General features: G+C 49.8%; 21 protein-coding genes. 14 read left to right on the top strand and 7 right to left on the bottom strand.

Going from position 1 to position 26610, the window contains the following annotated elements; all coding sequences use genetic code 11:
• The first annotated feature begins 25 nt into the window (after positions 1–25).
• The 5 genes from M4J38_RS15470 (at position 26) to M4J38_RS15450 (ending at position 6617) form a co-directional block, all read left to right on the top strand.
• On the top strand, positions 26–1945 hold the full coding sequence (locus M4J38_RS15470) for a glycosyltransferase family 2 protein (RefSeq protein WP_251760683.1): 1920 nt from the start codon (positions 26–28) through the stop codon (positions 1943–1945).
• Positions 1946–2015: 70 nt separating this feature from the next.
• The gene (locus M4J38_RS15465; protein ID WP_251760682.1) at positions 2016–3551 is read left to right on the top strand and encodes a GH3 auxin-responsive promoter family protein; all 1536 of its coding nucleotides are present in this window, start codon (positions 2016–2018) and stop codon (positions 3549–3551) included.
• The gene (locus M4J38_RS15460) at positions 3548–4504 is read left to right on the top strand and encodes an SIS domain-containing protein (RefSeq protein ID WP_251760681.1); all 957 of its coding nucleotides are present in this window, start codon (positions 3548–3550) and stop codon (positions 4502–4504) included. Before M4J38_RS15465 ends, M4J38_RS15460 begins: the two co-directional genes overlap by 4 nt.
• A 54-nt stretch (positions 4505–4558) precedes the next feature.
• Positions 4559–5641, top strand: coding sequence for a mannose-1-phosphate guanylyltransferase (locus M4J38_RS15455; RefSeq protein WP_251760680.1), 1083 nt, complete (start codon positions 4559–4561; stop codon positions 5639–5641).
• Positions 5642–5696: 55 nt separating this feature from the next.
• Positions 5697–6617, top strand: a complete 921-nt coding sequence (locus M4J38_RS15450) for an AraC family transcriptional regulator (protein ID WP_251760679.1) — start codon at positions 5697–5699, stop codon at positions 6615–6617.
• Between the two features lie 178 nt (positions 6618–6795).
• Here M4J38_RS15450 and M4J38_RS15445 read toward each other — a convergent pair whose 3' ends face one another.
• Together M4J38_RS15445 and M4J38_RS15440 are read right to left on the bottom strand one after the other, a co-directional pair.
• On the bottom strand, positions 6796–7950 hold the full coding sequence (locus M4J38_RS15445) for a methionine aminotransferase (protein ID WP_251760678.1): 1155 nt from the start codon (positions 7948–7950) through the stop codon (positions 6796–6798).
• A 1-nt stretch (position 7951) separates the two neighbouring features.
• A complete protein-coding gene (locus M4J38_RS15440) occupies positions 7952–8749 on the bottom strand; it encodes a glycerophosphodiester phosphodiesterase family protein (protein WP_251760677.1) in 798 nt (265 codons plus the stop codon).
• Positions 8750–8901: 152 nt separating this feature from the next.
• Here M4J38_RS15440 and M4J38_RS15435 point away from each other — a divergent pair, with 152 nt between their 5' ends.
• Together M4J38_RS15435 and M4J38_RS15430 are read left to right on the top strand one after the other, a co-directional pair.
• Positions 8902–9633, top strand: coding sequence for a ThuA domain-containing protein (locus M4J38_RS15435; RefSeq protein ID WP_251760676.1), 732 nt, complete (start codon positions 8902–8904; stop codon positions 9631–9633).
• A gap of 36 nt (positions 9634–9669) precedes the next feature.
• Positions 9670–10395, top strand: a complete 726-nt coding sequence (locus M4J38_RS15430) for a DUF1080 domain-containing protein (protein WP_251760674.1) — start codon at positions 9670–9672, stop codon at positions 10393–10395.
• A gap of 78 nt (positions 10396–10473) precedes the next feature.
• On the opposite strand, the gene M4J38_RS15425 is transcribed toward M4J38_RS15430, so the two are convergent.
• Positions 10474–11088 carry an outer membrane beta-barrel protein gene (locus M4J38_RS15425; RefSeq protein WP_251760673.1) on the bottom strand — a complete coding sequence of 205 codons (615 nt, stop codon included), beginning with the start codon at positions 11086–11088 and terminating at the stop codon, positions 10474–10476.
• A gap of 11 nt (positions 11089–11099) precedes the next feature.
• Positions 11100–11741, bottom strand: coding sequence for a DUF4136 domain-containing protein (locus tag M4J38_RS15420; protein WP_251760671.1), 642 nt, complete (start codon positions 11739–11741; stop codon positions 11100–11102).
• Between the two features lie 159 nt (positions 11742–11900).
• Between M4J38_RS15420 and uvrB the strand changes: the two genes are divergently transcribed.
• From uvrB to polA, 5 genes are all read left to right on the top strand, one after another.
• Positions 11901–13940, top strand: a complete 2040-nt coding sequence (gene uvrB, locus M4J38_RS15415) for an excinuclease ABC subunit UvrB (RefSeq protein WP_251760670.1) — start codon at positions 11901–11903, stop codon at positions 13938–13940.
• 200 nt (positions 13941–14140) lie between these two features.
• On the top strand, positions 14141–14629 hold the full coding sequence (locus M4J38_RS15410) for a DUF6169 family protein (protein ID WP_251760669.1): 489 nt from the start codon (positions 14141–14143) through the stop codon (positions 14627–14629).
• Positions 14630–14703: 74 nt separating this feature from the next.
• Positions 14704–15447, top strand: a complete 744-nt coding sequence (locus tag M4J38_RS15405; RefSeq protein WP_251760667.1) for a ParA family protein — start codon at positions 14704–14706, stop codon at positions 15445–15447.
• Positions 15448–15651: 204 nt separating this feature from the next.
• A complete protein-coding gene (locus M4J38_RS15400) occupies positions 15652–15864 on the top strand; it encodes a hypothetical protein (protein WP_251760666.1) in 213 nt (70 codons plus the stop codon).
• A gap of 103 nt (positions 15865–15967) precedes the next feature.
• Positions 15968–18805, top strand: coding sequence for a DNA polymerase I (gene polA / locus M4J38_RS15395; protein ID WP_251760664.1), 2838 nt, complete (start codon positions 15968–15970; stop codon positions 18803–18805).
• On the opposite strand, the gene M4J38_RS15390 is transcribed toward polA, so the two are convergent.
• Positions 18802–19266 carry an Lrp/AsnC family transcriptional regulator gene (locus M4J38_RS15390; protein ID WP_251760662.1) on the bottom strand — a complete coding sequence of 155 codons (465 nt, stop codon included), beginning with the start codon at positions 19264–19266 and terminating at the stop codon, positions 18802–18804. The two genes, polA and M4J38_RS15390, sit on opposite strands and share 4 nt — an antisense overlap.
• Before the next feature lie 121 nt (positions 19267–19387).
• Here M4J38_RS15390 and M4J38_RS15385 point away from each other — a divergent pair, with 121 nt between their 5' ends.
• Positions 19388–20530, top strand: coding sequence for a histidine decarboxylase (locus tag M4J38_RS15385; RefSeq protein WP_251760660.1), 1143 nt, complete (start codon positions 19388–19390; stop codon positions 20528–20530).
• Positions 20531–20778: 248 nt separating this feature from the next.
• Here the strand turns inward: M4J38_RS15385 and M4J38_RS15380 are convergent, their stop codons facing one another.
• Entirely contained in the window at positions 20779–21276 is a 498-nt protein-coding gene (locus M4J38_RS15380; RefSeq protein ID WP_251760659.1) for a DinB family protein, read from the bottom strand.
• Between the two features lie 102 nt (positions 21277–21378).
• Between M4J38_RS15380 and M4J38_RS15375 the strand changes: the two genes are divergently transcribed.
• Complete coding sequence (locus M4J38_RS15375; protein WP_251760658.1) at positions 21379–24687, top strand: DEAD/DEAH box helicase; 3309 nt, start codon at positions 21379–21381, stop codon at positions 24685–24687.
• On the opposite strand, the gene M4J38_RS15370 is transcribed toward M4J38_RS15375, so the two are convergent.
• On the bottom strand, positions 24656–26155 hold the full coding sequence (locus M4J38_RS15370) for an alpha-amylase (protein WP_251760656.1): 1500 nt from the start codon (positions 26153–26155) through the stop codon (positions 24656–24658). The genes M4J38_RS15375 and M4J38_RS15370 overlap by 32 nt on opposite strands.
• Positions 26156–26610: the final 455 nt, after the last annotated feature.

The following is a 26610-nucleotide window of genomic DNA, read 5'->3' as shown; positions in this document are numbered from 1 at the left end:
TCGTGTTCACAACGTGCGCCCTTACATGCTCATCAGTATCGTGATCGTCAATTACAATGTGCCACTTTTCCTGGAGCAATGTCTTCATTCGGTGAAGTATGCGCTGGAAGGAACGCAGGGAGAAGTAATTGTGGTGGACAATGCTTCCGCCGACAACAGCATGCGTTACCTGCCGCCACGGTTTCCCTGGGTGCGGTTCATCCGGAATAAAGAGAATGAAGGCTTCGGAAAGGCGAACAACAGGGCGCTCGCGGAAGCAAAAGGCAAATACATCCTGTTCCTGAACCCGGATACATTGGTAACGAAGGAAGCCTTCGACACCTGCATCGGTTTCCTGGAAACACATGCTGATGCGGGTGCCGTGGGTGTACGCATGTTGGATGGCAACGGGAGGTTCCTGCGGGAATCGAAACGTTCTTTTCCAGATCCAGTCACTTCGTTTTATAAATTGACTGGTCTCTCTGCCCTTTTTCCCCGTTCCAAAAGGTTCGCGCGTTATCACCTGGGCTTCCTGCCCGAAAATGAACCTGCGGAAGTGGATGTGCTTGCGGGCGCTTTTATGATGGTGAAAAGAACCGTGCTGGAAAAGACCGGCGGCTTCGACCCGGCTTTTTTTATGTACGGGGAAGACATTGACCTGAGTTTCCGCATACAGAAAGCCGGGTATAAAAACTTCTACCTTCCTGTCCGCATCATTCATTTTAAAGGAGAAAGTACCCGCAAGGGAAGCCTGAACTATGTGCGCATGTTCTATCAGGCCATGCGCGTATTTGTGGAGAAACATTATTCGGGACAGCAGGTGCGGCTTTTCCGTGCCGCGATCAAACTGGCCATCTCCGGAAGAGCGGCCCTCTCGGCGCTCAGGCGTTTTATGCTGAAAGCCGGGTTACCGATCCTCGATATTTTGTGCATGTTCGCATCCTTTGGCATCCTGTTGCTGGTTTGGCAAACTTATATGAAACCCGGGGTCGCTTACCAGCACCAACTGGTGGCCGCAGCCGCTTTGGGATCGGCCCTGGTGGCCATGCTCATCCATTACTGGGGTGGGTTGTATTACAGAAGTTTCCGCCCGGTTAATATTTTGCTTTGCGCACTGATTCAATTGCCGTTGGTATTGTCTGTGTATGCATTGCTGCCGGAAGAATGGCGCTTTTCGCGCGGGATGCTGGCTTCGGCCCAGTTGTTATTTTATATGTTCACCTGGATGAACAGGAAAGCCCTGGTTGGCCTGGATGTGCTGGAAGCAGAAAAAGAAAAGCTGCCTTACGAGGCATTGGTGGCAGGAACAAAGCCGGAGCTCGAAAGAGTGGGCGCACTGATTGCCGCTAACGGGAAAAACACCCAGTTGCTCGGAAGTTTTTCACCGGAAACAGAAGCGGATTTTCAACTGTATGCCACGATTCCTTATGGCGAAGTGATCTGTTGTTTTGGAGAAATTCCTTTGGAATCCTTTTTACAGAAACTGGAAAACTTTCCCAAAGGTGTTCGCATCCTGTATTCCGCTTCCGGAAGCGAAAGTATTGTAGGCAGCGAGTCGGCCAACGAAGCGGGCGAGGCGTATTCAACGGAGCTTTCCACCCGGCTGGCCACCCCCCGGGAGCGGAGGAACAAACGACTAACAGATGTGCTGATCTCTTCGTACCTCCTCCTAAGTTGGCCCTTGCTGGCTTTTATTATCCCGCGGCCCCTCGGTTTACTCCGGAATATTTTCAGGGTCCTCTCCGGAGCGAGAACATGGATCGGATATGCGGGATCGGGGAAAGAGCTTCCGTGTATACCACCGGGCATTCTCACCACCACCAGCAGGCCATCAGCACATAATAAAGCCATGAACTCAGGAATACTGGAAGCATTGGATAAACACTATTCGCTGGAATATTCCTTCAACAGGGATATCGCGCTCACGCGGAAAGGATTTTACCACCTCGGCGCTAAAAATCAGTAACTTACCCTGTAAAATGCCTTTTAAAAGGGGTTCCGTACATTTGCATATTTTAAAAGCACCAAATCACTAGATGGCCTTCTTCGATATCAAGTTACCCAAATCAGTGGCAGCAGCGCTCCGGCTTACGGGGAACTCTCCTAAACGGCAGCAGATCAACGTGTTGAAAAAGCTGTTGAAGAAGGCCCGGTTCACCGAATTCGGGCAGCGGTACCAGTTCGATAATATCCTTATCAGCCGCCACCCGGGGAAAAAGTTTCAGGAACTCGTTCCCACGCACGATTATAACGGCATCTACCAACAATGGTGGCACAAAACGCTGGAAGGCAAATCCGATGTATGCTGGCCCGGCAAGATAAAGTTCTATGCACTTTCCTCCGGAACCTCGGAATCTGCCAGTAAATATATTCCCATCACTTCCGACCTGCTTCGTGGCAACCGGATGATCATGATCAAACAACTGCTCACGCTCCGCGGGTATGAAGATATTCCCTGGAAATCGGTGGGCAAAGGATGGCTCACCCTCGGTGGCAGTACAGATTTGCAGAAAGGTCCGGGCTATTATGCCGGAGACCTCAGCGGTATTACCGTAAAAAAAGCGCCCTTCTGGTTCCAGCCATTTTATAAGCCGGGCAAAAAAATCGCCCGCGAAAAAGACTGGAACATCAAGATTGAAGATATTGTACAGGAAGCCCCCAACTGGGACATTGGCTTCGTGGTGGGCGTTCCCGCATGGGTGCAGCTCTGCATGGAAAAAATCGTGGAACGCTATAACCTCAAGACCATCCACGATATGTGGCCCAACCTTGCGTTCTTCGTGCATGGCGGCGTTTCTTTCGAACCGTACAAAAAAGGATTCGAGAAACTGCTGGGCAAACCCATGACCTATATAGAGACCTACCTCGCTTCCGAAGGTTTCATCGCTTACCAGGACAGGCAACACGCCAAAGGCATGCGGCTCGCAGTAAACGAACACATCTTCTTCGAATTCGTGCCCTTCAACGAAAAAAATTTCGATGCCGACGGCAACCTCGTTCCCAACGCCGAAACGCTGATGGTACATGAAGTGGAGGAAGGAAAGGACTATGCCATCCTGCTCAGTACCAGCGCTGGCGCATGGCGCTACCTGATAGGCGACACCGTGCGCTTCACCGACAAAGAAAGATGCGAGATCGTGATCACCGGCCGCACCAAACATTTTCTTTCACTGGTGGGAGAACACCTGAGCGTGGACAATATGAACAAAGCCGTGAAGAATGTGTGCGAACAATTCAACGTGTCCATTCCCGAATACACTGTGGCCGGCGTTCCTTATAATAATTTCTTCGCCCACCACTGGTATGTGGCCTGCGATGATACGATAGATGCCGACCAACTCCGGAAGGCCATTGATGAGCAACTGAATATCCTGAACGACGATTACGCCGTGGAAAGAAAAAGCGCCCTGAAAGAAGTTTTCCTGGATGTTTTGCCGGAAGAGCGTTTTATGGAGTTCATGCGCCTGAAAGGAAAAATGGGTGGTCAGCACAAGTTCCCGCGGGTATTGCGTGGAAAAATGTACGAAGACTGGAAGAACTTTGTGGCGCCCGCAAAAACAACGACCTCATGAACATCAGGGAGACCGCCCTCAATACAATAGACCTGGAAGCTACATCCGTGGCCGGTTTGAAAGCATTCATCAATGAAGATTTTGAACGGACCGTGGAATTCATTCACACGCACAACGGTCGTGTAGTGGTTACCGGTATCGGCAAAAGCGCCATCATTGGGCAGAAGATCGTGGCCACACTGAACTCCACAGGAACGCCAGCCTTGTTCATGCACGCCGCTGATGCCATTCACGGCGACCTGGGCATGATTCAGGTGAACGATGCCGTTATGGTGCTCAGTAAAAGCGGTGAAAGCCCGGAAATAAAAGTACTGATACCGCTGATACGGAACTTCGGCAATAAGATCATTGCCATGGTGGGGAATACCGGTTCCTTCCTTGCGCGCAATGCCGATCTTGTACTGAATACCACGGTGAGCCAGGAAGCCTGTCCCAACAACCTGGCACCCACCAGCAGCACCACCGCGCAACTGGTGATGGGTGATGCGCTCGCCGTTTGTCTGATGAAGCTGAAGGGCTTCACCGGAGCGGATTTCGCCAAATACCATCCGGGAGGTATGCTCGGAAAACAACTCTACCTGCGGGTGGGCGACCTCTCCGTACACAATGAAAAACCCGTTGTGGAAACCACCGCCACACTCAAAGAAGTGATCGTGGAGATCTCCAGGAAAAGACTCGGTGCCACCGCCGTTACGGAAAAAAACGGTACACTGGTGGGCGTAATCACCGACGGAGACGTGAGAAGAATGCTGGAAAACACCACAGATTTAAACGGTATCAAAGCGATAGATATAGCGGGGAAAAATCCCAAAACCATCGGAGAAGAAGCGCTGGCCGTTGATGCGCTTGCGTTGATGCGCGCCCACAACATCAACCAGCTGCTGGTAACCCGCAACGGAAATTATGCCGGCATATTGCACATCCATGATCTTATCCGGGAAGGCTTGATATAATGGATAAAACTTGCGTACTTTGGGCCACTTAAAAATAAAATCAATTATCCTGGTATGAACAAGCATCAGTATGTGGCGATAATGGCAGGTGGTATAGGCAGCAGATTCTGGCCCATGAGCAGAACGAATTTCCCCAAACAATTCCTTGACATCCTCAATACCGGCCGCACGCTGATCCAGGCTACTTACGACCGCTTCGCGCATTTCATACCCGCCGAAAATATTTTCGTGGTAACAGCGGAAGAGTATGTTGATATCGTGAAGGAACAACTTCCTGAACTGAAACACGACAACATTCTCGCTGAACCATACCGGAAGAATACCGCGCCCTGCGTGGCTTATATCTCTTATAAATTACTCGCCCTCGACCCGGAAGCCACACTCATCTGCGCACCGGCCGATCACCTCATTCTCGATAACATCGGTTTCAATAAAGTGTGCATCGAGGCCCAGGGCTTCGTAAAGGAACACAACGCCCTCGTTACACTCGGCATTAAGCCCACCCACCCCAATACAGGATACGGTTATATCCAGTATGAAATGCAGGCGGTTTCGCATAACGTTTATAAGGTGAAGACCTTCACAGAAAAACCGAACCTGGAACTGGCCAAAACATTCCTCCAGAGCGGAGACTTTCTCTGGAACGCAGGCATCTTCGTGTGGATGGTGAAAAACCTTGTTCAGGCCTTTGAACAACACCTCCCGGAAATGCACGAAATGTTCTTCCTGGAAAAAGAAAACCTCACCGGCACAGAAGAAAAGAACGCGCTGGAAAGAATCTACCCCCAGTGTACCAATATCTCCATCGACTACGGTATCATGGAAAAGGCCTCGAATGTATACGTGATCCCCTCTTCCTTCGGCTGGAGTGATCTCGGTACATGGGCCAGTGCTTACGATAACCTTAAAAAGGACCACCTTGCCAACGCCATCGCCTCCCAACAGGTGATGGTCATCGACTCCGCGCGCTGCATGGTGCATGCACCGGAAGATAAACTGCTCGTTTTACAAGGCCTCGACGATTTTATTATCGTAGATACGGAGGATGTATTGCTGATCTGTAAAAAAGACAAAGAGCAGGAGATCAAGGAATATGTGGCCGAAGTAAAACGCAACAAAGGCGACAGGTTCCTCTAAGGATAACTTCAACATTAACAGAACGCTAACTTAGTTCAAGGTTAAATTTGAAGGAGTGGACCGCCCCATTCCATACTTTTCCAGCATCGACGAGGCATTCCGAAAAAATGCCAGCATCCATGCCATAAAGCCCCATTTTGAGCTTTATGAACTGGAGCAATATCCCGTACAGGAGGTACCCGAAATCAAACCGTTCCGGCTCAACGCCTATGTGATCGGCTTTATCACCAGCGGCACTGCAAGGCTTACCATCAATTCAAATGAATATGAGATCAAACGCGGAAGCCTGTATTTCTCTTCGCCCTGGGATATCCGTGCCTACAATAAAATGAGCGACTGGAAAGGCTTTCTGCTGTTCTTTACGCCCGATTATCTTTCCCAGTTCCAGTTTACCGAGAACAGTTTGCATGAAATGGATTTTTTCCAGCCCGATGCGCAGGTGGTGCTGTCGTTGGAGGAAGAAAGAACCTGCCAGCTCGAAGAATGGTTCCTGCGGATAAAAACTGAATTGAACAGCGGCCATCCCCACAGCATGAAGGTCCTGTTCCACTACATCCATATTCTGCTCTACAAATGCAGGGAACTCTACCAGGAGATCTTGCCGTTGAACGACAGGCAACGCACGCCTGTTCCCGCGCTTTTCCTCGAAAAACTCAACCGCTATTTCACCGAAATGGCGGCCAGCCAGGCGGAGGGCCAGGTCACCATCCAGCAGATTGCGGATGAAATGCACCTTCACCCGCATTATGTAAGTGATCTCATCAAAAAACAAACGGGCAAAACGGCCACGCAGATCATCCGCGAAAGGTATGTGCAGGAAGCGAAAACATTGTTGCGGAATACAAAGATGTCGGTTTCCGAAATCTCTTACCACCTGCATTTTAAGGATACCTCCAACTTCACGAAATTCTTCAAGAACGTTGCCGGGGTTACCCCGAAAGCGTTCCGGGAAAAAGGCCCGGGCATCATGCCGTAAATACCTTTCCTTCTGCACCAGCTACCTGCGGAAATATAACCTGAAGGTTAACTTTGAAATATCACATTGTGAATTATCAGGCCTATGGCCCTTAGATAGAAGAATTTCTTCATGTTGGTTTTAGGGTGGGTTCACTACTATGCGGCGTCCGGGTTTCCGGGCGCTGCTTTTTTGTGGGCTAATGAGCGGGAAATTTCTTTTGCAGAAGGGCCACCGCTTGCTCGAGCGTCTCCTCTTTTTTCGCGAAGCAGAAGCGCAATACCCGGTCATCGGTGCCGTCCAGGTAAAATGCGGAAACGGGGATAGCCGCTACACCGGCTTCGGTGGTGAGCCGTTTTGCGAATGCGATAGCGGGTTCTTTGCTGATGTTTTCGTAGGAAAAGCACTGAAAATAACTGCCGTGACTTGCTAAGGGTGTGAAAGCCGTTGCCGCCATGAGTTGACCGAAATAAATTTTCTTTTGCTCCATGAAACCGGAGAGCCCCAAATATGTCCATGGGTCAGAAAAATAAGCTGTGAGCGCAACCTGGGCCGGACTGAAACAACTGAAACAGTTGAACTGGTGCACCTTGCGGAACTCCCTCATTAAATCCGGCGGCGCCACGCAATAACCCAGCTTCCAGCCCGTGCAATGGAACACTTTCCCGAAAGAAAAACAAACGAATGCGCGCGCCAGCAAATCGGGATACCTGAGCATTGAAAGGTGTTGCTTCCCATTATAAACAAGGTGTTCGTACACTTCATCTGAAAGCAATAAGATATCGGTTCCCGCCACCAGTTCGCGGAGCGCTGCAATATCTTCTGCTGAAAGTACCGCTCCTGTTGGATTGTGTGGAGAATTTAGAACGATCATGCGGGTGCGGGGTGTAATCTTTTCTTTTACTTTCTCCCAGTTGATGCGATAATCGGGGAACTCCAGGTTAACGAATACCGGCGTGGCGCCGTTGAGTTCAATATTGGGAACATAACTATCATAGCAGGGCTGGAACACGATGACTTCATCGCCGGGACGCAGTACCGCCGTGAAGGCGGAGTAGATGGCGTAAGTACCGCCCGGCGTAATGGTGATCATGGTTTCGGGATGCACTTCCGCCTGGTAAAGGAGTTTTATTTTTTTCGCCAGCACTTCCCGTAACGGCGCATATCCGTTGGTGTGGGTGTATTGGTTCCAGCCATCCAGCATGGCGCGGTGCACCAATTCCGGGAGTGCGGGTTCCATTGGAAAATCAGGAAAACCCTGTCCCAGGTTCACGGCCTTGTGTTCCGCTGCCAGTGCGCTCATCACGGTAAAGATGGTGGTGCCTACATTGGGCAGTTTGGAGGTAAACATCATGTTATTTTGTTTGCGCGACTTCTTTCAATAATAGTTCAGGTTCATTCGTGGTGATATACCTGAATTGCTTGTCTAAGAGCCAGCGCATGGTGGCGGCATCGTTTACGGTCCATGCGTTCAATACAATCTTGTTGGCGTGGGCGCTTTCGATCCATTTGGGATTTTTTTGGAAAACGGAGAAATGGTAATCCGCACCTGATATGCCATCTGCCTTTAATTGTTCGGGACTTTTATCTCCGTTGAGGTATTGGGAAGGAATGCCGGGCTGAAGCCGGTGCAATGTTTTGAGGATATCGTAATCGAAACTGATGTACACGATCCAGGGCTGCGCCTTCAGTTCTTCCACCATTTTCGCCACGGCGGCGGCGGTTTTCTGACCACGTTCTTTGCTGACGGAAGACGGTTTTATTTCCAGCACCAGACGTGTGGAGCGTTGCCGCATACCGGTTTGAAGGTATTCCCGTACAGTGGGGATGGGCTCTCCGTTCGGCAGTTTTTTTGAAAGAAGTTCCTGGTAAGTACTTTTCTCGATGTGCATGCCGAAAAAAGTGTGATCGTGGTTCACCACGAGGGAATCATCTGCGGTAAGGTGCACGTCGAACTCCGATCCTTCGCAACGCAGTGCGATGGCCTCCTTCAGTGCCGCGATAGAGTTCTCAGGAAGTCCTTTGGCTTTGAAGGCGCCGCGGTGCGCCACTGTTTTGTTTGCTTCAAAATGAAATGACTTATTCATCTGCTTTGTAGTGGAGCACGCCGCAAATAGCAAAACGGCTGCGGCAAAGGTTCCTGCTTTTTTCATGGTGTGTTTTTTCGGCTATACCGGTTTCAATCGTTCTATCTTGTAGGATGTAAAAATAGGGTAGTAGTCTGATTCTTTACTTTAATTATCGGTAAACAGTTTCAGGTGAAATGTTGTAGGTTTGTTTTACTTAAATAACCACGGCAAGCCAGATGAAAAAAGCATTCTTCCCTGTTCTGTCCCTGATCTTTCTGATCGCAGCCTGCGGTACATCGAAGTCGCAGCTCAAATCTCAACCCAAAGTATTGGTCTTCTCAAAAACAGCGGGTTTCCGCCATGAGAGTATTCCCGATGGCATCAAAGCGATCCGTGCGTTGGGCGACAGCAACCGCTTCGGGGTAGAAGCTACGGAAGACGCGGCCATGTTCCATCCTGATACATTAAAACGTTTCGCGGCCATTATTTTTCTTTCTCCCACGGGAGACGTGCTGAATGAAGGACAGCAGAACGCGTTGCAGCAGTACATCAGGAACGGGGGCGGCTATGCGGGCATCCACGCGGCCACGGATTGTGAATATGAATGGAGCTGGTACGGACAAATGGCTGGCGCGTATTTCAACTCCCATCCCCATCAGCAAAAAGCAAAGATTGTTGTTACCGACCGCAAACATATTTCCACCGCGCATCTCCCCGAAATATGGGAAAGAAAAGACGAATGGTATGATTATAAAACATTCAATCCATCCGTTAAAATACTGATGAAGCTGGATGAAAGTTCTTACAAAGGCGGCCGCATGGGGAAGGAGCACCCGATTGCCTGGTACCATGAATTTGAGGGCGGAAGAGTATGGTACACCGGTCTGGGGCACACGAAAGAATCGTATACCGAACCTGCATTCCTAAAGCATATACTCGGTGGCATACAATATGCCATGGGAAAGTAATACACACCATTTTTCAGCATAAACAAAACAACGCAGATGAAAAGAATAGCAAGCATCACCTGTCTCGCGCTGGCGTTTTCCGCCGCACAGGCACAAACTGACCCGAAGGCCACGGAAGTGTGGCAGGATGTTAAACTGGTAACTCCTGGCAAAGGCACCGCGGCTCCTTCCGACGCCATCGTGCTTTTCGGTGGAAACGCTCTTGACCAATGGAGCGCCAAAGCCGGAGGACCCGCGCAATGGACCGTCAACGCGGATGGTTCTTTCACCGTAGCCCCGGGAAAGGGAGACATTCAAACCAAACAGGCTTTCGGCGACTGCCAATTGCACGTAGAGTGGAAAAGCCCCGCGGTTGTAAAAGGTGAAGGACAGGGCCGCGGCAACAGCGGGATATTCCTCATGGGCTTGTACGAGGTACAGGTGCTGGATTCCTATAACAACAAAACCTATGCGAACGGACAGGCTACGAGCATTTACAAACAACATATTCCCTTAGCCAATGCTACTTTGCCGCCAACAGAATGGCAGGTGTACGACATCTTTTTCACCGCACCGCGTTTTTCCGCCAGCGGAACCCTGGAAAAACCCGCTTATGTTACAGTGGTGCATAATGGCATCCTCGTGCAAAATCACGTGGAAATAAAGGGAGAAACGGTGTATATCGGAAAGCCCGCTTACAAAGCGCATGGCAACGCGCCCATCGCATTACAGGACCACGGTAACCCCGTAAGTTTCCGGAACATCTGGATCAGGAACCTGTAAACGAAGAAATTTTAGGAAAGAAAAAAGCCACTTCAATTTACTGAAGTGGCTTTCTTCTTTGTCCCATTTTTTTAAACATTAACGAAGTGGAAAGGCGATCCCTACATTTGCCTGCAGGGTATTCAGGTTCTCCACGTCTTCATAACGGTAAGGTACGTAGTTATATTGTATTCCGAACTGGAGCATGGAACTTTTATACCTGCCGATGGGAAGGGATACCCCGGCTCCCGGGCTGGCCGTAAATACAAATCCGTTGTCGCGGGAATTGAACTGCCCCCAAAACAGGTCGTTCCGCACAAAACCACCGCCTGCGGCGAGGGTGGCATAGGGCCTTATCTTTCCTTCCTCTCCCCAATAGTAGCTGCCGTACAATTGAACGGGTACCACCTGGATGCTGCGGGTTTGTACCGCGGAAACCGTTTGCTCTCCATCCACATAAAGCTGGCGGGGTAGTTTTTTATAATGATCCTGGAAGCCAACCTGTAAACCGGCGTGCCAGTTGGTATTGATGGTACGGTCCAGTGCGGCGCCCCATCCGTTCATACTCGTTTTATCGATATAGTTTTTCATGCCGCCCAAAGGCTGGCTTGGACTATATTGTATTTTAAGTCTCATTTTTTCCTGTGCTTTTGCGGAAATGGATGGGAATGCCAGTCCGGAAATCGCCATTATAATTATTGCTAATCTGTTCATTGCTTAAAAGTTTAAGGATTCGTACCAAGGTAGGCAGACTGATCAAAAGCCGAAACCACGGCCAACCTGGCCGCTGCCGGGGCAAGTATGTTATCGCCCTCCAACTGAGCGTTCCAGATCACTTTCAACTGGTTGTTACTGGTGGCCGCGTTTTCCAGGTCGATCATGTCGATACTGATGGAAGAAACCTGCGTATTGAACACATTATAGAAGGTCGGGAAGAAATAGTTGTACCCGCCATAACCCCAGTAAAATGGATCCCAATACGCATCATACATACTCCAGTAGCCGGGGTAATAATCGGGAACGATGCTGGTAACGGAAACGTCGATTTTGGAAACGTTCAACCCCAGATCGGGATTCTCGGTTCTTTCCACTCTCCGGTAACCTCTTTTGTTCATCTCCGTTTCTATGGTATTGAGGAGGTCCGCATCTGCCGAAGTCCGTTGTTTAAACTGTCCGTTGGCGGAAATCACCGCAATGGAGTCTACCAGGCTGTAAGTGCCGTAAGAACTAAATTGCGCCGAGGCGTCGCGGTTCGTAATATACACCCGTGATTCCTCACTGGTCAGGTTATTGAGCGGGTCTTTCCGGCAACCTGTAAGTGCGAGTAAGGCACCGATGCCCGCGTAGAATAGCGTGTTTTTTGTCATGATATACAAGCGATTTAGGTTAGAAATCCGGCTGATCTGAAACGGCCATAGATAAGTACAGGAACAAGATGCAAAGTTCAGGCCGCCGGATGTTAACACCCTCTTAAAGCAACGCGCCATAAGGGTCGATTTGCGCCCTGATTTGCTTAATTTTGAAACATGCCATTCAAAATCCATTCACCATATACGCCGGCGGGCGACCAGCCCACGGCCATTCAGCAATTAACAGAAGGAATAGACAACGGAGAGAAGTTTCAGACGTTACTCGGGGTAACCGGATCGGGGAAAACATTCACCATGGCGAATGTGATCCAGAACGTGCAGAAACCAACATTGGTGCTCACCCACAACAAAACCCTGGTGGCCCAGTTGTACGGTGAGTTCAAACAGTTTTTCCCCGATAACGCGGTAGGTTATTTCGTTTCTTACTACGATTATTACCAGCCCGAAGCATACATCCCCGTAAGTGATACTTATATTGAAAAGGACCTTGCCATCAATGAAGAACTGGACAAACTCAGGCTTCAGGCCACCTCCCAACTGCTCAGCGGCAGGAGGGATATTATTATCGTGGCGAGCGTAAGCTGTATTTATGGTATGGGTAACCCCACGGATTACGAAAACGGGATCATCCGTATTCACCAGGGACAAGTACTGAGCAGACAGGGTTTTTTACACGCATTGGTGAACTCGTTGTACCACCGTACCACAACGGAATTTACACGGGGCACCTTCAGGGTAAAAGGCGATACGGTAGACATTAACCTGCCGTATGTGGATTTCGGCTACCGCATCAGTTTTTTCGGCGATGAAATCGAAGAGATAGAAAGTTTTGATACCGAAACCGGGAAACGCATCGGGAAAATGGACAACGCGGCCATTTTCCCCGCAAACCTTTACCTGGCCCCGAAAGATATTCTGCAGCAGGTGCTCAACGAAATCCAGGATGAACTGGCGGCACAGGTGGAGTACTACAAAAATTCAGGGAAATATATTGAAGCGCAGAGACTGAGTGAAAGAGTGAACTACGACCTGGAAATGATCCGCGAACTGGGCTATTGCAATGGCGTGGAAAACTATTCCCGCTTCTTCGACCGGCGTGCACCGGGAACAAGGCCCTTCTGCCTGCTGGATTATTTTCCCAACGATTTTCTTTGTGTGATCGATGAGAGCCACCAGACCATTCCCCAGGTGAGTGGGATGTATGGCGGCGACCGGAGCCGTAAACTGAACCTCGTGGATTTCGGCTTCCGTTTGCCCTCCGCATTAGACAACAGGCCACTGAACTTCTATGAATTCGAATCCCTGCTCAACCAGGTGGTATTCGTTTCCGCCACGCCCGGTGATTACGAACTGGAAAAAACCGAGGGTATCGTGGTGGAACAGGTGGTGCGTCCAACCGGGTTATTGGATCCGCCCATTGAAGTGCGCCCCAGCACCAACCAGATTGATGACCTCCTCGACGAAATCGATAAGCGGGTGAAAAAAGGCGACCGCGTGTTGGTAACCACACTCACCAAACGCATGGCCGAAGAAATGGACAAATACCTGCACCGCATCAACATCAAATCGAAATACATCCACAGCGAAGTGGATACACTGGACCGGGTGGAAATTCTCCGGCAACTGCGTTTAGGGGAAATTGATGTGCTCGTGGGCGTGAATTTGCTGAGAGAGGGACTCGATCTTCCCGAAGTATCGCTCGTGGCCATACTGGATGCGGATAAGGAAGGGTTTCTCCGGAACGAAAAATCACTTACCCAAACCGCTGGCCGTGCGGCAAGAAACGTTGATGGTCTTGTGATTTTCTATGCGGATAAAATGACGGAAAGTATGCAGCGCACCATCGATGAAACCACACGCCGGCGCGAAAAACAGATCGCTTATAACCTGGAGCACGGCATCACACCAAGAACCGTGGTGAAATCGAAGGAACAGGTGTTTGCTCAGACATCCGTGCTGGACATCAAAGGATTTGATCCCGATTCAAAATATGCGGTGATGGAAACCAAACCCATACTCGCCGCCGAAGAAGAAGGCGTTTACCAGACCGTTCCTCAAATGGAAAAAGCCATCAAAGAAGTGAAGAAGGCCATGGAAAAAGCCGCGCGGGACCTGGATTTCATGGAAGCGGCAAGGTTGCGCGATGAAATGTTCGCCATGCAGAAACAATTGGAAATGATGAAAACAACATCGTAAGAGTAGGTGTTTTTCTGTTTGGCGGGTATTGGAAAGTTGATATACTTTTGTAGTGAATATGAAAAAAACGAATAGCACGGCTAATGCGAAAAGCTCCAAGGGAGCAAGACTCTTCAAGAAAATGATTGAAGAGAAGCGGGCTATTCAAAAACATCTGGCAGAGGGAAAGAAAATTGAGGAGTTAAAGGATAAGTTCAGATTTGTTAAGCCCCTATCAACTTTACGAAAATGATGAACTTTCTTATGAGTTCATAACGGATCAAGGGGTCCGATATAAAATCTATTTCCTGGACACCTCTTATTTGTTTGAAGATTATGCTTCTTTAAAACAGGAAAAAGTCTATTCGTTTAACATTGATGAGGTTGAACGATCTCAAGGGAGTAATGTTGGATCTGATCGGAGGATTGGGTTAACGGTACATAACATGTTTCTTCATTTTTTCGCACAGATAAATAATGTCGCGATCTATGTTTGTGATAGCCTGGACAACAGGCAGCTAGCAAGAAAAAGAAAATTCGATAGCTGGTTTTCTTTTTTTGGTGATGACACGATTTTAAAAGTGAACGGAGAGGCCAACATGGAAGGAACAAAAATTTTCAATGCTATCCTTGTGCATAGGAAAAATCCAAAACTCGAAGATTTTATCGAAGCCTTCATTGATCTCTATAAAATAGCGTCAATCAAGTAGTTCATCAGTTTCCTTCTTCCCCCGAAAATTCATATATTGAACTGTAAACATGTTTCAATATAAAACCGGGGCCCATGGTAACCATTGCTTTGTACAACCTCAAAGGAGGAGTCGGAAAAACCGCTTCCTGCGTGAACTTTGCCTGGCTCGCCGCACAGGATGGCTATAAAACCCTGCTCTGGGACTTAGATCCTCAAGGGTCCACCACCTTTTACTACCAGGCTAAGCCCAGGGTGAAAGGCGGGATGAAAAAACTGATGAGCAAAGAAATCGCACTGGAAGAAGTGATCATGGCCACCGATTATGAAAACATCGACATCATTCCGGCTGATATCTCGGCAAGGAACCTGGACATCATTCTCGGGGACTTGAAATCATCTAAAAAAAGATTAAAAAGCATTATCCAGGAACTGGAAGGCGAATATGATTTTGTGTTCATTGATTGCCCGCCTGGCTTTTCGGTGTTGTCGGAAAATATCTTTATCGCCGCGGATATCATCCTGATGCCCACCATCCCCACCACGCTTTCCGTACGCACCTACCAGATTGTGAAAGACTACTTTGAGGAACGCGAACTCGATCTCTCTAAGATGATGTGCTTCTTCACGATGGTGGACAGGAGAAAGTCTATGCACCAGGATATCATGGAAGAGCTTTACAAAGACAACCGCTTCTTCTGGAACTTTATACCCTACCTCTCCGACGTGGAAAAAATGGGCATCCACCAGGCACCAGTAGCCGTTTTTGCCCGCTCCAGCTACGCGGCCCAGTGTTATTCGGACCTCTGGCAGGAAATAAAAGAAGGTGTACTAGAATAGTTTACGAAAACCTCCGTGACCGCACAGTAAAAATACGGTATTGCCGTCTAGGTGAAATCACCCGATTTTGTTAGGGGCGTTTGGAGTTAAGAATCAGTGTATTACTTTTACTTCAGAATCATTAACCAAACCACTGTTACGATGGATACGGCCTGGGAGGCACGGGGAAATCGGACCAGATATAAACCTTAAAAAAATTTCGGGATGAAACGAATTGTGAGTTGGGCCGCTATCGTGATGCTGGCATTTTCCACCTACCTGAACGTGTTCCTTTCACTGGATGAAATGGAGGAAACCACCGCCTCGGCCACTAAAACCAATACACCTGATACCGCTGAAAAAATAGAAGCCGGAAATAAAACGGGAGAATACCCTGCGAGCCAGGAGTCGAACGTTACTTTTAAAACAGCGAGGTAAGTCCTTAGTGTTTTTCTTTTGTTCAGCCGGCCGTCACGCCCATCGCGCGACGGTTTTTTATTTTCCGGCGCTTCTTGCTGTTCCATTTGCCTAATTTAGCGGCATGAGCAAGAAACTTTTTCTACTGGACGCACTCGCGCTTATTTACCGTGCATATTACGCGTTGATACGCAACCCAAGGATCACTTCTTCCGGCAGGAACACAAACGCGCAGTTCGGTTTCACTACCACCATATACGACCTCATCAACAAGGAGAAGCCTACCCACATGGCGGTTTGCTTCGATACAGAAGCGCCCACCGAGCGGCATACCGGCTTCATCGAATACAAGGCCAACCGGCAGGAAGCACCCGAAGACCTGCTCTCCGCGCTGCCCGATATCAAAAAGATCATCCGCGGCTTTAATATCCCCGTGATGGAACTGGACGGATACGAAGCGGATGATGTAATCGGCGCACTCGCCAAACAGGCTGAAAAACACGGATACGAAGTGTTCATGGTAACCCCCGATAAAGACTACGGGCAACTGGTTTCAGAAAATATAAAGATCTATAAACCGCCATATCAGGGGGGAAAAGAAGAAATTCTCGGCCCCAAAGAAGTCTGCGAGAAATGGAACATCAAAGATGTTTCCCAGGTAATCGATATCCTCGGTTTGATGGGTGATGCCGTGGACAATATCCCTGGTATTCCAGGCGTAGGTGAAAAGACTGCGGCAAAACTGCTCGCGGAATACGGAACCCTCGAAAATGTGCTCGCCAATGCGGATTCCATCAAAGGCGCCCTCGGCGAAAAAGTACGCAATGGAAAGGAACTTGCCGTGATGAGCAAGCAACTGGCCACTATTATTACAGAACTGCCCGTTGAATTTCATGAGGAAGATTTCAGGCTGAAAGAATGGAACACGGAAGCATTGGTGGAAGCGTTCACAGAACTGGAATTCAAAACACTTGGGAAAAGGATTTTGGGCGAAGGGTTTAATGTGTTCAGCGCCGCGCCTGAAGGTGTGCAGACGGATCTCTTCGGAAACGCGGTGGCCGGAGCTGCGCCAAAGCAAGCCAAAGCCGCACCGAAAGAAGCTGCCGGTGAAGAAGCTGAAGTGGAACAGAACCTGTTCTCCGAAAAAAACATTTCCAATACCCCCCATAATTATACACTTGTTGAAGGAACGGAAGCCATCCTTGCACTGGTAGAAATTTTAAGGAAAGAACCGGAAATCTGTTTCGATACGGAAACCACCGGTACCGATGCCAACGATGTGGAAATGGTGGGCATGAGTTTCGCCATTAAACAAGGCGAAGCCTGGTATGTTCCCACCCCTCCCGACCAGGAAAAAACCCAGGAGATCATCCGTCTTTTTACGCCGCTCTGGGAGCGGAAAGACGTTACCTGGGTAGGGCAGAACCTCAAATACGATATGCTGGTGCTGAAGTGGTACGGCATTGTATGGAAGGGAAACCTCTTCGATACCATGCTGGCCCACTACCTGATAGAGCCTGAGGGCAGAAGAAGCATGGACCTGCTGAGCGCCCAGTTCCTGGGATATGAGCCTATTCCCATCGAAGACCTCATCGGCAAGAAAGGAAAGAACCAGGGCAACATGCGTGATGTGGAACCTGAAAAGATCAAGGAGTACGCCGCCGAAGATGCTGATATCACGCTGCAACTCAAACATGTTTTCGTTCCCCTGCTCAAAAAGAAGGAGGTGGAGAATGTATTCTTTAAAGTAGAAAACCCGTTGGTGGAAGTGCTCACCAACATGGAATATGAAGGGGTGAAAATTGATGTGAACTTTCTTTCAGAATATTCCGGTACGCTTGAAAAACAGGCCAAAGAACACGAAGAGGCCGTATATGAACAGGCAGGCGTTCGTTTCAACCTGGCTTCTCCCAAACAACTGGGGGAAGTGCTGTTCGAAAAACTGAAACTTGATCCCAAAGCGAAAAAAACAAAGACCGGTCAATACGCCACGGGAGAAGATGTGTTGCTGAAACTTGCTGCCCAAAACAAGATCGTGGACGATATCCTGGCTTTCCGGGAACTCACCAAATTGAAATCCACCTACGTGGATGCGCTCCCGCTGATGATCAACCGTAAAACTGGTCGCGTGCACACCAGTTACGCGCAGGCGGTGGCCGTTACCGGAAGGCTTTCCAGCAACAATCCCAACCTGCAGAACATACCCATCCGTACCAACCGCGGCAGGGAGATCCGGAAGGCCTTCATCCCCCGCGATGAAAGCAGGGTATTGCTCAGCGCCGATTATTCCCAGATAGAACTGCGCATTGTGGCCGCCATCAGCGGCGATCCCAATATGTGCGAGGCTTTCCGTTCCGGTAAAGACATCCACACCGCCACCGCCGCCAAAGTGTACAACGTGGACGAGTCGGAGGTGACAAAAGAAATGCGCTACAAGGCGAAAAGCGTGAACTTCGGCATCATCTACGGACAGGGGGCTTTCGGCCTGGCCGAAAACCTCGGCATCAGTCGTTCCGAAGCAAAACAGATCATCGACAACTACAAATTGCAGTTCCCCTTCATCGAAAAATACATGGACGACCAGAAAAATTTCGCAAAGGAAAACGGCTATGTTCAAACGCTGATGGGAAGGAAACGCTGGTTAAAAGACATCAACTCCGCCAACTTCACCGTGCGCGGCTTCGCGGAACGCAACGCCATCAACTCACCTATTCAGGGCACCGCCGCCGACATGATCAAGCTGGCGATGATAAAGATCCACGAACGTTTCCAACAGGAAGGATACCGTTCCAGGATGATACTCCAGGTACACGATGAATTGGTTTTTGATGCGGTAAAAGAAGAGGTGGATATTATCCGCCCCGTAATACTGGATTGTATGCGTTCAGCCCTGGAACTGCCGCACGAAGTTCCGGTGGAAGCCGAACTGGGAATGGGCCAGAACTGGCTGGAAGCACATTAAACCAGCGGGAGCGCCGTTTCCCGCTTCACTTCTTTCATTTCAAAACAACTCTGTACCTGCCGGATATTCGGGAGCGGGGCGAGTTTTTGTTCGAGGAAACTGTTGTAAGCGGCGAGGTCCGGCATTACCACTTTCAGCATATAATCGAAATTGCCGGAGAGGCGGCTGATCTCGGTGACTTCGCGGAGCGCTCCGGCGCTTTCCTCGAAGGCGCGGGCCAGTTCCGAAGAGTGTTCCTTCAGGTTGATGAGGCAGAGGGCGCTCACATTCAAACCCACTTTCTCCCTGCTCACCAGCATCACCTGTTTCTGAACGATGCCCTCCTTTTTGAGCCGGCTGATGCGGTCGTAAGTGGGAGATACCGTAAGGCCGATGGTCCCCGCAATAGCTTTAACGCTAAGGGTGGCATCTTCCTGTAACAATTCAAGGATACGCTTATCGGTGGCATCAAGTAGCTCCATAATCCGGTGTTAGAACCGCAAAATTCCGGAAATTCCCCCATAAAACCGGAATCATTCCTCCTGCCGTGTTGCCGGAGACGTTGCCCGCAATGTGCGCCCTACTTTTGATGAAATTCCTTTTATGCCGCAATTACAGGAGCAGGACCGTGCCGTACTGCATCAATATATGGATCAGTTGGTGGAAAGAAGTTATTCGATGCTGGGCTATCCCTGCGCCCGCGATTTCGATTATTCAGAATTGTATCCCACCCTCCGCTACCAGCTGAACAATATCGGCGACCCCTGGGTGCCCTCTACCTGCGCCCTCCATTCGAGGGAAATGGAACAGGAAGTGGTGGACTTCTTCGCCAGATTGTTCCGTGCCCCGGAACAAAACTACTGGGGCTACGTGACCAATGGCGGAACTGAAGGAAACCTTTACGCACTGTACCTTGCCCGGGAACTGTATCCCCACGCGATGGTGTATTATTCTGCGGCCTCTCATTACAGCATCCAGAAAAACCTGCACCTGCTCAATATGGAAAGCATCGTCATTAAAACCGATGCCCGGGGCGAAATGGACTATACTGACCTTGAACACACCGTTTCACAGAACAGGCACCGTCCCGCCATCGTACTGGCGAACATCGGCACCACCATGACGGAAGCCCGCGATAATGTAGCCCATATCCGCTCCATTCTCCAAAGCCTGGCCCTGCGCAGCTTTTACATCCACAGCGACGCGGCGCTTGCAGGAACCTACACCGCGCTCCTCGAACCACATCATCCTTTCGATTTCGCCGACGGCGCCGACAGCATCGCCATCAGCGGACATAAATTCATCGGTTCCCCATTACCGTGTGGTGTGGTGGTGGTAAAGAAAAATTACAAGGAAAGAATTGGCCAGCTGGTGCCTTACATCGGAACCCTGGATACCACCATAACCGGCTCACGCAGCGGCCACGCGCCTTTATTTTTATGGTACGCCATTAAAAAATACGGCATCGAAGGTTTCCGTGAACGCGCTTTACACAGCCTGGAACTGGCAGATTATACGGAACAGAAGTTACAGGAAATGGGCTGGAGCGCCTGGCGGTTCCCCCAATCGCTCACCGTGGTCATAGAAAAACCTTCTGAAGAAATCATCCGCAAATGGCAGCTCGCCACACAAGGGAATCAATCGCACATCATCTGTATGCCGGGCGTTCAACGTGAACACATAAACGCTTTGCTCACCGATTTGCAAAGAAGCGTGCAACAAAAGCGTCTTACCGCGGTGCTGTAGGGGCATAAAGAGATTTTGTTAAGTTTCTCGCAACGGCACTACGACGCAACGAAGTGCACACCATCAGCATACTGAAGCAGAAACGCAAACATATAAAAGCTTTACTCCAATCTTAAAAAAGGTTAAAACAAAAGCATCCTTACGTTGCGTCGTAGTGCCGTTGCGAGAAACACAGCTTTCTGTAAAACCAGTCTTTCTCCAACATACAAGGCCTTGCGTCCCTGCTCCCTTGCGTCTTTGCGTGAAATTTACTTCTCATCCCCCGACGGCCCGTACATCCCCGGCACCGGAACGCCCAGCATCCGGTAATACACCATCAGTTGCCCCCGGTGGTGAATGATGTGATTGTACACAAACATCCGTATGGAAGCCTTGCGCGGCATCGTGAAAATAACATGCTCCCCTGTGCGAAGCGTCCAGGGTTCGTTCAGTTTTTCTTCATCGGTTTTATCCAGTTCAGAAAACCCCCAGTCGAGGTTGTTCTCCAATTCAGAGAGCAGTTCAGCCTTGCTGTGGAAGGACTGCTTGGCCTGCATGTCTGTACGGGAAAGGTCCATTTCCGGCGTCGAAAGCGTGAGCGGAAGCCAGGAGTACATTTTGGTAATGTGCTCGGCCAGTTCGCCCAACGTATAAGATTTTTCGTGCGGCCGCCAGTTGAAATGTTCTTCGGGCAAACGTTCCAGCGCTTTGGTGGTATTGGCCGATTCGTATTTGAGTTCGGCGATAAGGCTGCTTTTCAACGACATAATGGATCGGGTTGTGGTTTGATGATTTATGCTGCCATAAAACTTCGATTAAGATAAGAAAATTTAGGAAACAGCCGCATTGCTTACCTTCGTCCGCCAGGTATGAAGCAAATAGAACAAAGCCAGTCCGTTTTCCTTTTTCAGCGCGTGATGAACGCGTCCATTCCCGGTATTGCCCTGCAGGAAGCGCGTGAATACCGGCTGGTATTGGACCTGCTTTTCCGTTTGCTTACCAAAGACGACCAAAGAACCTTCAGCAACTTATATGCGCGCACGCAGTTTGTTTTTGACCAGTACGCCGTTCCGGAAACGGTGCAGGCCGGCGTGAATGGTTTGCGCATCTTTACCAACCAGGTAAACAACGGAACCGTATCGCCTGAACCCTTCCTGTTGCTGGCAAAACAGACAATTTCAGAGACGATCTCGTTCTTTTGCGGAGCAGCAATTCCGCCGGAACTGGCGGAAACCTTCGCCGGCAGTACGGAAAAAAACTGGCCCGCCATCAGTGAAAAAGATGTTTCCGAAAAAGTGCTTCCCATCAAAGCGATCGTGCATGAAGTAAAGGAGAATGGCCTCTTGTGCAGGGATGAAAATGCCGGTATCTTTTTTATTGAACTGCCACTGCTGGAAAGAAATGACCTCAGCTACCTGATCCAGGTCGTGAAGCCCTACAACACCCTTCGCATTGAAAATGCCGGGAGGACCGACGATAGCGGCGAGTATTACAAGGCCTTGCCGGAAACCCAGATCATCCTGGAACCCGATCTGCTGATGGACATCAGCGAGCTGGCTGAATGCTTCGCCGCGGCTGGTCTTTTTCCCCTGAATTTCCTGGTGAAAAAACTGGTGCCCCCCACCTTCAGTGAAGCGGCCCTGAAAGGGAATATGGTGAACGCTATTTTCGACGCGGCGATCCGCGGGGAACACGATCATATCCGTGATGTATTCAAAGAGGCCGTGGCGGAACAGGTTTTCCAGGCCGCCTCTTTCGGGAAGGAAGCGTTGAACAGGATGTACCGCGACATTTCGGAACACCACTGGCGCAACCTGATTGCAGTTGCCGGAGACATTAAAAAGAAGCCTGTCCGGATAGAGCCCTCTTTCTTTTCGGCTAAATATGGTTTGCAGGGAAGGCTGGATGTGCTGCTGGAAGACAGCGAAGACGAATACAGGAAAGAAATCATAGAGCTCAAAAGTGGTCGTCCGCCCGAAAAGGATACCTGGGTGAACCATGGTATGCAGGTGATTGGTTACAACATGTTGCTGAAATCCGCTTTCGGGGAGGAACGGAAAGGCGCTTCGGCGATTCTTTATTCCGCGGCGCCGCAGGCGCCATTGCGCAATGTTACCAGTAACCTGTATATGGAAAACAGGTTATTGCGCGTGCGCAACCAGGTGGTGGCCTGGCTGATGGAACTGGCCCAGGACAATTTCTCCTGCCTGGATGCCATCACCCCGGAAAATACCGCAGGACTACCAGGTTTTTCACGGAACGACTATGCGTTTTTTCACGAGACCTATTCCGGCGCGAATGAAATACAGCGCGCCTATTACCAGGCTTTTCTGGCCTTTACCATCCGGGAATACCTACAGTCGAAATGTGGGATGTTCAGCGCGCCTGAACGGGAGGAAGAGGCGGATGGCTTCGCCGCATTGTGGCTCACGCCCGAAGAAGATAAAGTAAAGAACTTTTCGATTATACGCAGCCTGCAGTTTGTGGAATTGCTGGATACTTCTTACTACGCGCGTTTCAGGATCAGCGAGCCCCAGCACCACAATTTCCGTGTGGGCGATACCGTATTGCTTTACCCGCGCCGCAACGGCAAACTGGAACCCCAGCAGCAACAGGTGGTGAAAGGCAGACTGGATGCGATTTCCGCGGAGGAACTCGTACTTTCTCTCAACAACCACCAGTTGGATGCCTCTTATTTCAGCAGGCAGCCCGAATGGATACTGGAACACGATGTATATGAATCAAGTTACTGGCTTTGTACCCGGGCGCTCTTCCAGGTGCTGCGGAAGGAGAACGACCACAGGTTCAGGTTGCTGACCGGTGAAACAGCGCCCCGTACCGCCACACAGGCGGTCCTCGCTGTGGATGATTCGCTCAACGCGAACCAGCAGCTACTGTTAAAAGACGCACTTTCCGCCAAAGATTATTACCTGCTGCAGGGTCCACCAGGAACAGGTAAAACATCCAACATGCTCACACGCATGGTAAAACACCTGTTCCTGGAGCAGAAAACCACGGTGATCGTGGCCTTTACCAACCGTGCCGTGGAGGAGATCGCGGAAAAACTGGAAAAGAACAACATTCCTTTTCTGCGGATGGGCAACCGGCGTTCTTCCTCTGAACAACAGTTGCGGGACCTTTGCCGGAACGGGAAGATCGATGATGCCGTAGCGCTCATCCGATCGCACAAGGTGTTTCTCGCTACCGTGGCCACCATGTCGGCCCGTGTTGATCAATGGAAGGCTTTCGGTAATGCGGCCGACACCTTGATCGTAGACGAGGCCTCCCAGTTAACGGAGCCGCAACTCCTGCCCTTATTGATGGCGTTCCCCCGGTTTATCCTGATTGGTGACCAGAACCAGTTGCCGCCGGTGGTGGCGCAGGATCCGGTTTTTTCTTCCGCGAAAAACCAGTCCTTACTGGATGCGGGTATTCATTATCTGCGCGGCTCTTTGTTTGAACGGCTCATGAGCACCGCACGGCGAAACGGCTGGCGGCACGCTTACGGCATGCTTACCACGCACTTCAGAATGCACGAGGAAATAGCGGAGCTTATCAATCATTATTATGCGCACCAACTGCAATGCGGGCATGAAGATCAGTTAAAAAACGGAGCCGCTTTTCATTCGGATGAAAGCCCGTGGTCCCGTATTTTATCCGCTGGTCGGGCCGTGTTTATCCCCAGTCCAACGGAGCCGACATCACGCTACCATGTGACGGAGGCGGAGCGGGTCGTCTCACTTTTGAACGCGCTTGAAGGACGGTATGGAGCTGCTTTTTCCCCCGAAAAAGTTGGCGTGGTAACACCGTGGCGCACACAGATCGGACTTATTCAGTCCAAACTACCGGTATCCGGTCCCCTGCGGAACATCACCATTGATACCGTAGAGCGCTTCCAGGGCGGAGAGAACGATATTATCATCGTTTCCATGGCACTCTATCATAAGGCGCAACTTCAGATTCTCCACAGCCCCGGTACTTTTGAAGGAATGAACGGAGAAGAACAGACGAAAATAGAAGTTGACAGGAAATTATTGGTGACCCTGAGCCGCGCAAGGCAACAGGTAATACTGCTTGGCGATGAAAATGTACTTTCCGCCAGCCCGCATTACGCGGCTGTGCTGTCAAAAATGAAAAGAGTGGAACTCAGTTCAGCTGTTCCGCCGCCTCTTTTCTGACCCATACGGAAACCGATCTTTCATTCACCCTGAAATCGGCCCAGCCCTCATCATTGGTAGTAATTTCCTCCGGGATATTACCGGTAACATCTACAAAAACCGCATTCGCATGGTGGTCGCCCATGTGCATACTTTTGAAACCTTCGCCACCGTTGGTCAATACCACCGCGCAACCTGAATGCGTGATTTCATCCACACCCCAGCGCACCCATCCGATGGTGCTACCGTGGTCGAAATAATCGTGTTGTATACCGTAGGCGAGTTGGGCCCTCACTTTGATCATCACCCTTATCCAGGGCACTTCGTTCAGTTCAACCTGCACCTCTTCCTCACCGTTTTTTTCCGTGTAAGCAGCACCGAACATGCTGGGGTAAAAAACACAGGGGATACCTTGCTCACGGAGCAGTATAAGCGCATTGGCCAGGGGCTTGAACCAGTATTCAACAAAGGATTCCAGCGACTGGAAGGGTTGGCTGTCGTGGTTGTCCACGAAGGTGATGGCGCGCTGGGGATTCCTTTGCAGCAGCGTATTGTCGAAGATGGTACGCATATCGAAATCTTCTCCGGCAATGGAAGCCTCGTAAAAATTAAAATGTAACGGCACATCAAAAAGGTGTGCATGGCCTTCCATGGCATCGATCCAGTTCAACAAGCTTTCTGTATTCGCGCTCCAGTATTCGGCGATGCAGAAGAAATCGCGCTGGAACTCGTGTTTGAGGTAGGGGAGCCATTCGAGGAAGAAACGGTAATTGATGTGTTTCACGGCATCGAGCCTGAACCCGTTGATACCGGTGGTTTCCACATACCATTTCCCCCATCTTTTCAACTCTTCGCGCACATGCGGGTTCCGGTAATCGATATCCGCGCCCATCAGGTAGTCGAAATTGCCCATTTCATCGTCCATCATCACATCCCAACCTTCCTGGTGGCCGTGTTCGATGAGGAAGATGCGTTCCCGGTCTTCAAACCTGTCGCTCACGCCTGTGAAACAATGCTGGTCCCAGATAAAATCTGAATACTGGCCCTTTCTTCCGGGGAAATTGAATTTGGTATAAGCATCTATTTCAATGGTATGGTCAGCGTGTTCGCTCCTGTTGTCGGGGTTTACTTCCCTTGCGGTGATGCGTTCCTGTTCGTCCGCGCCGTGTTTGTGGTTCAGCACAATATCGGCCAGTACATCAATCTCCTGTTCCTGCAGGTCCCTGATTGCTTTTAGGTATTCATCCCGCGTACCGTGTTTGGTGCGCACGGAGCCTTTCTGATCGAACTCTCCCAAGTCAAAAAGATCGTATACCGCATAACCTGGTTCGGAAGCGCCCCATCCTGATTTATAAGCCGGCGGCAACCAAACATGGGTAAAGCCCGCGCTTTTAATAAAAGGCGCCGTTTCGGAAACATGTTTCCACCAATTGCCATCGTTAGGCGTGTACCAATGGAAAAACTGAAGAATCGTCAGATTAGCAGGCATAAAGGGATTATTTAAAGTATAAACATCAAAATCCTGTACCGCACAGTGCGGGTAAAAAAATCTACAATGAAAAATCCGTTTTTATAACATACTTATTCGGCCAAAAGACTGGTTACGCTTACGGTGATTTTCTGCTGAAAGCCGATAGAAAGGCTTTAATAGAATGACCAGTTTCTTAGAAATCCTTTATTAGCGGTGCCACCGACGGGCAAATGCGCTACCGGTACAGGTGAAATTCTATCGGCACTATCGGTGAAAAAACACGCCGGTGCTGTATAATTTCCTTATTAAAAACATAATCATTTAGCCCATTAGAATATTACACTTAAACTCTTTACGTAATGGATTAATGCGCACAAATAGCACAGCTTCAGCGACGTTGCTGTTGATAAACCGAAAGTTCTTGTAACGAAAGCGATTGGTACGGATAAAAAACATGAACGCCTTCGTCACAA

Origin of the sequence: Parasegetibacter sp. NRK P23 (genome assembly GCF_023721715.1) — a bacterium.
Classification (GTDB): Bacteria; Bacteroidota; Bacteroidia; order Chitinophagales; family Chitinophagaceae; genus Parasegetibacter.
Note: the sequence above shows the minus strand (reverse complement) of the source record. Positions and strands in the feature narration are given on the sequence as shown.

Bases quoted from the DNA above. Each gene is read 5' to 3' on its own strand.
- uvrB (WP_251760670.1), top strand. From the start codon at position 11,901: ATGCCATTCAAAATCCATTCACCATATACGCCGGCGGGCGACCAGCCC.
- M4J38_RS15385 (WP_251760660.1), top strand. From the start codon at position 19,388: ATGCCGCAATTACAGGAGCAGGACCGTGCCGTACTGCATCAATATATG.
- M4J38_RS15440 (WP_251760677.1), bottom strand. From the start codon at position 8,749: ATGAAAAAAGCAGGAACCTTTGCCGCAGCCGTTTTGCTATTTGCGGCG.
- M4J38_RS15400 (WP_251760666.1), top strand. From the start codon at position 15,652: ATGAAACGAATTGTGAGTTGGGCCGCTATCGTGATGCTGGCATTTTCC.
- polA (WP_251760664.1), top strand. From the start codon at position 15,968: ATGAGCAAGAAACTTTTTCTACTGGACGCACTCGCGCTTATTTACCGT.
- M4J38_RS15430 (WP_251760674.1), top strand. From the start codon at position 9,670: ATGAAAAGAATAGCAAGCATCACCTGTCTCGCGCTGGCGTTTTCCGCC.
- M4J38_RS15435 (WP_251760676.1), top strand. From the start codon at position 8,902: ATGAAAAAAGCATTCTTCCCTGTTCTGTCCCTGATCTTTCTGATCGCA.
- M4J38_RS15445 (WP_251760678.1), bottom strand. From the start codon at position 7,950: ATGATGTTTACCTCCAAACTGCCCAATGTAGGCACCACCATCTTTACC.
- M4J38_RS15380 (WP_251760659.1), bottom strand. From the start codon at position 21,276: ATGTCGTTGAAAAGCAGCCTTATCGCCGAACTCAAATACGAATCGGCC.
- M4J38_RS15425 (WP_251760673.1), bottom strand. From the start codon at position 11,088: ATGAACAGATTAGCAATAATTATAATGGCGATTTCCGGACTGGCATTC.
- M4J38_RS15455 (WP_251760680.1), top strand. From the start codon at position 4,559: ATGAACAAGCATCAGTATGTGGCGATAATGGCAGGTGGTATAGGCAGC.
- M4J38_RS15465 (WP_251760682.1), top strand. From the start codon at position 2,016: ATGGCCTTCTTCGATATCAAGTTACCCAAATCAGTGGCAGCAGCGCTC.
- M4J38_RS15470 (WP_251760683.1), top strand. From the start codon at position 26: ATGCTCATCAGTATCGTGATCGTCAATTACAATGTGCCACTTTTCCTG.
- M4J38_RS15420 (WP_251760671.1), bottom strand. From the start codon at position 11,741: ATGACAAAAAACACGCTATTCTACGCGGGCATCGGTGCCTTACTCGCA.
- M4J38_RS15375 (WP_251760658.1), top strand. From the start codon at position 21,379: ATGAAGCAAATAGAACAAAGCCAGTCCGTTTTCCTTTTTCAGCGCGTG.
- M4J38_RS15390 (WP_251760662.1), bottom strand. From the start codon at position 19,266: ATGGAGCTACTTGATGCCACCGATAAGCGTATCCTTGAATTGTTACAG.
- M4J38_RS15460 (WP_251760681.1), top strand. From the start codon at position 3,548: ATGAACATCAGGGAGACCGCCCTCAATACAATAGACCTGGAAGCTACA.
- M4J38_RS15370 (WP_251760656.1), bottom strand. From the start codon at position 26,155: ATGCCTGCTAATCTGACGATTCTTCAGTTTTTCCATTGGTACACGCCT.
- M4J38_RS15405 (WP_251760667.1), top strand. From the start codon at position 14,704: ATGGTAACCATTGCTTTGTACAACCTCAAAGGAGGAGTCGGAAAAACC.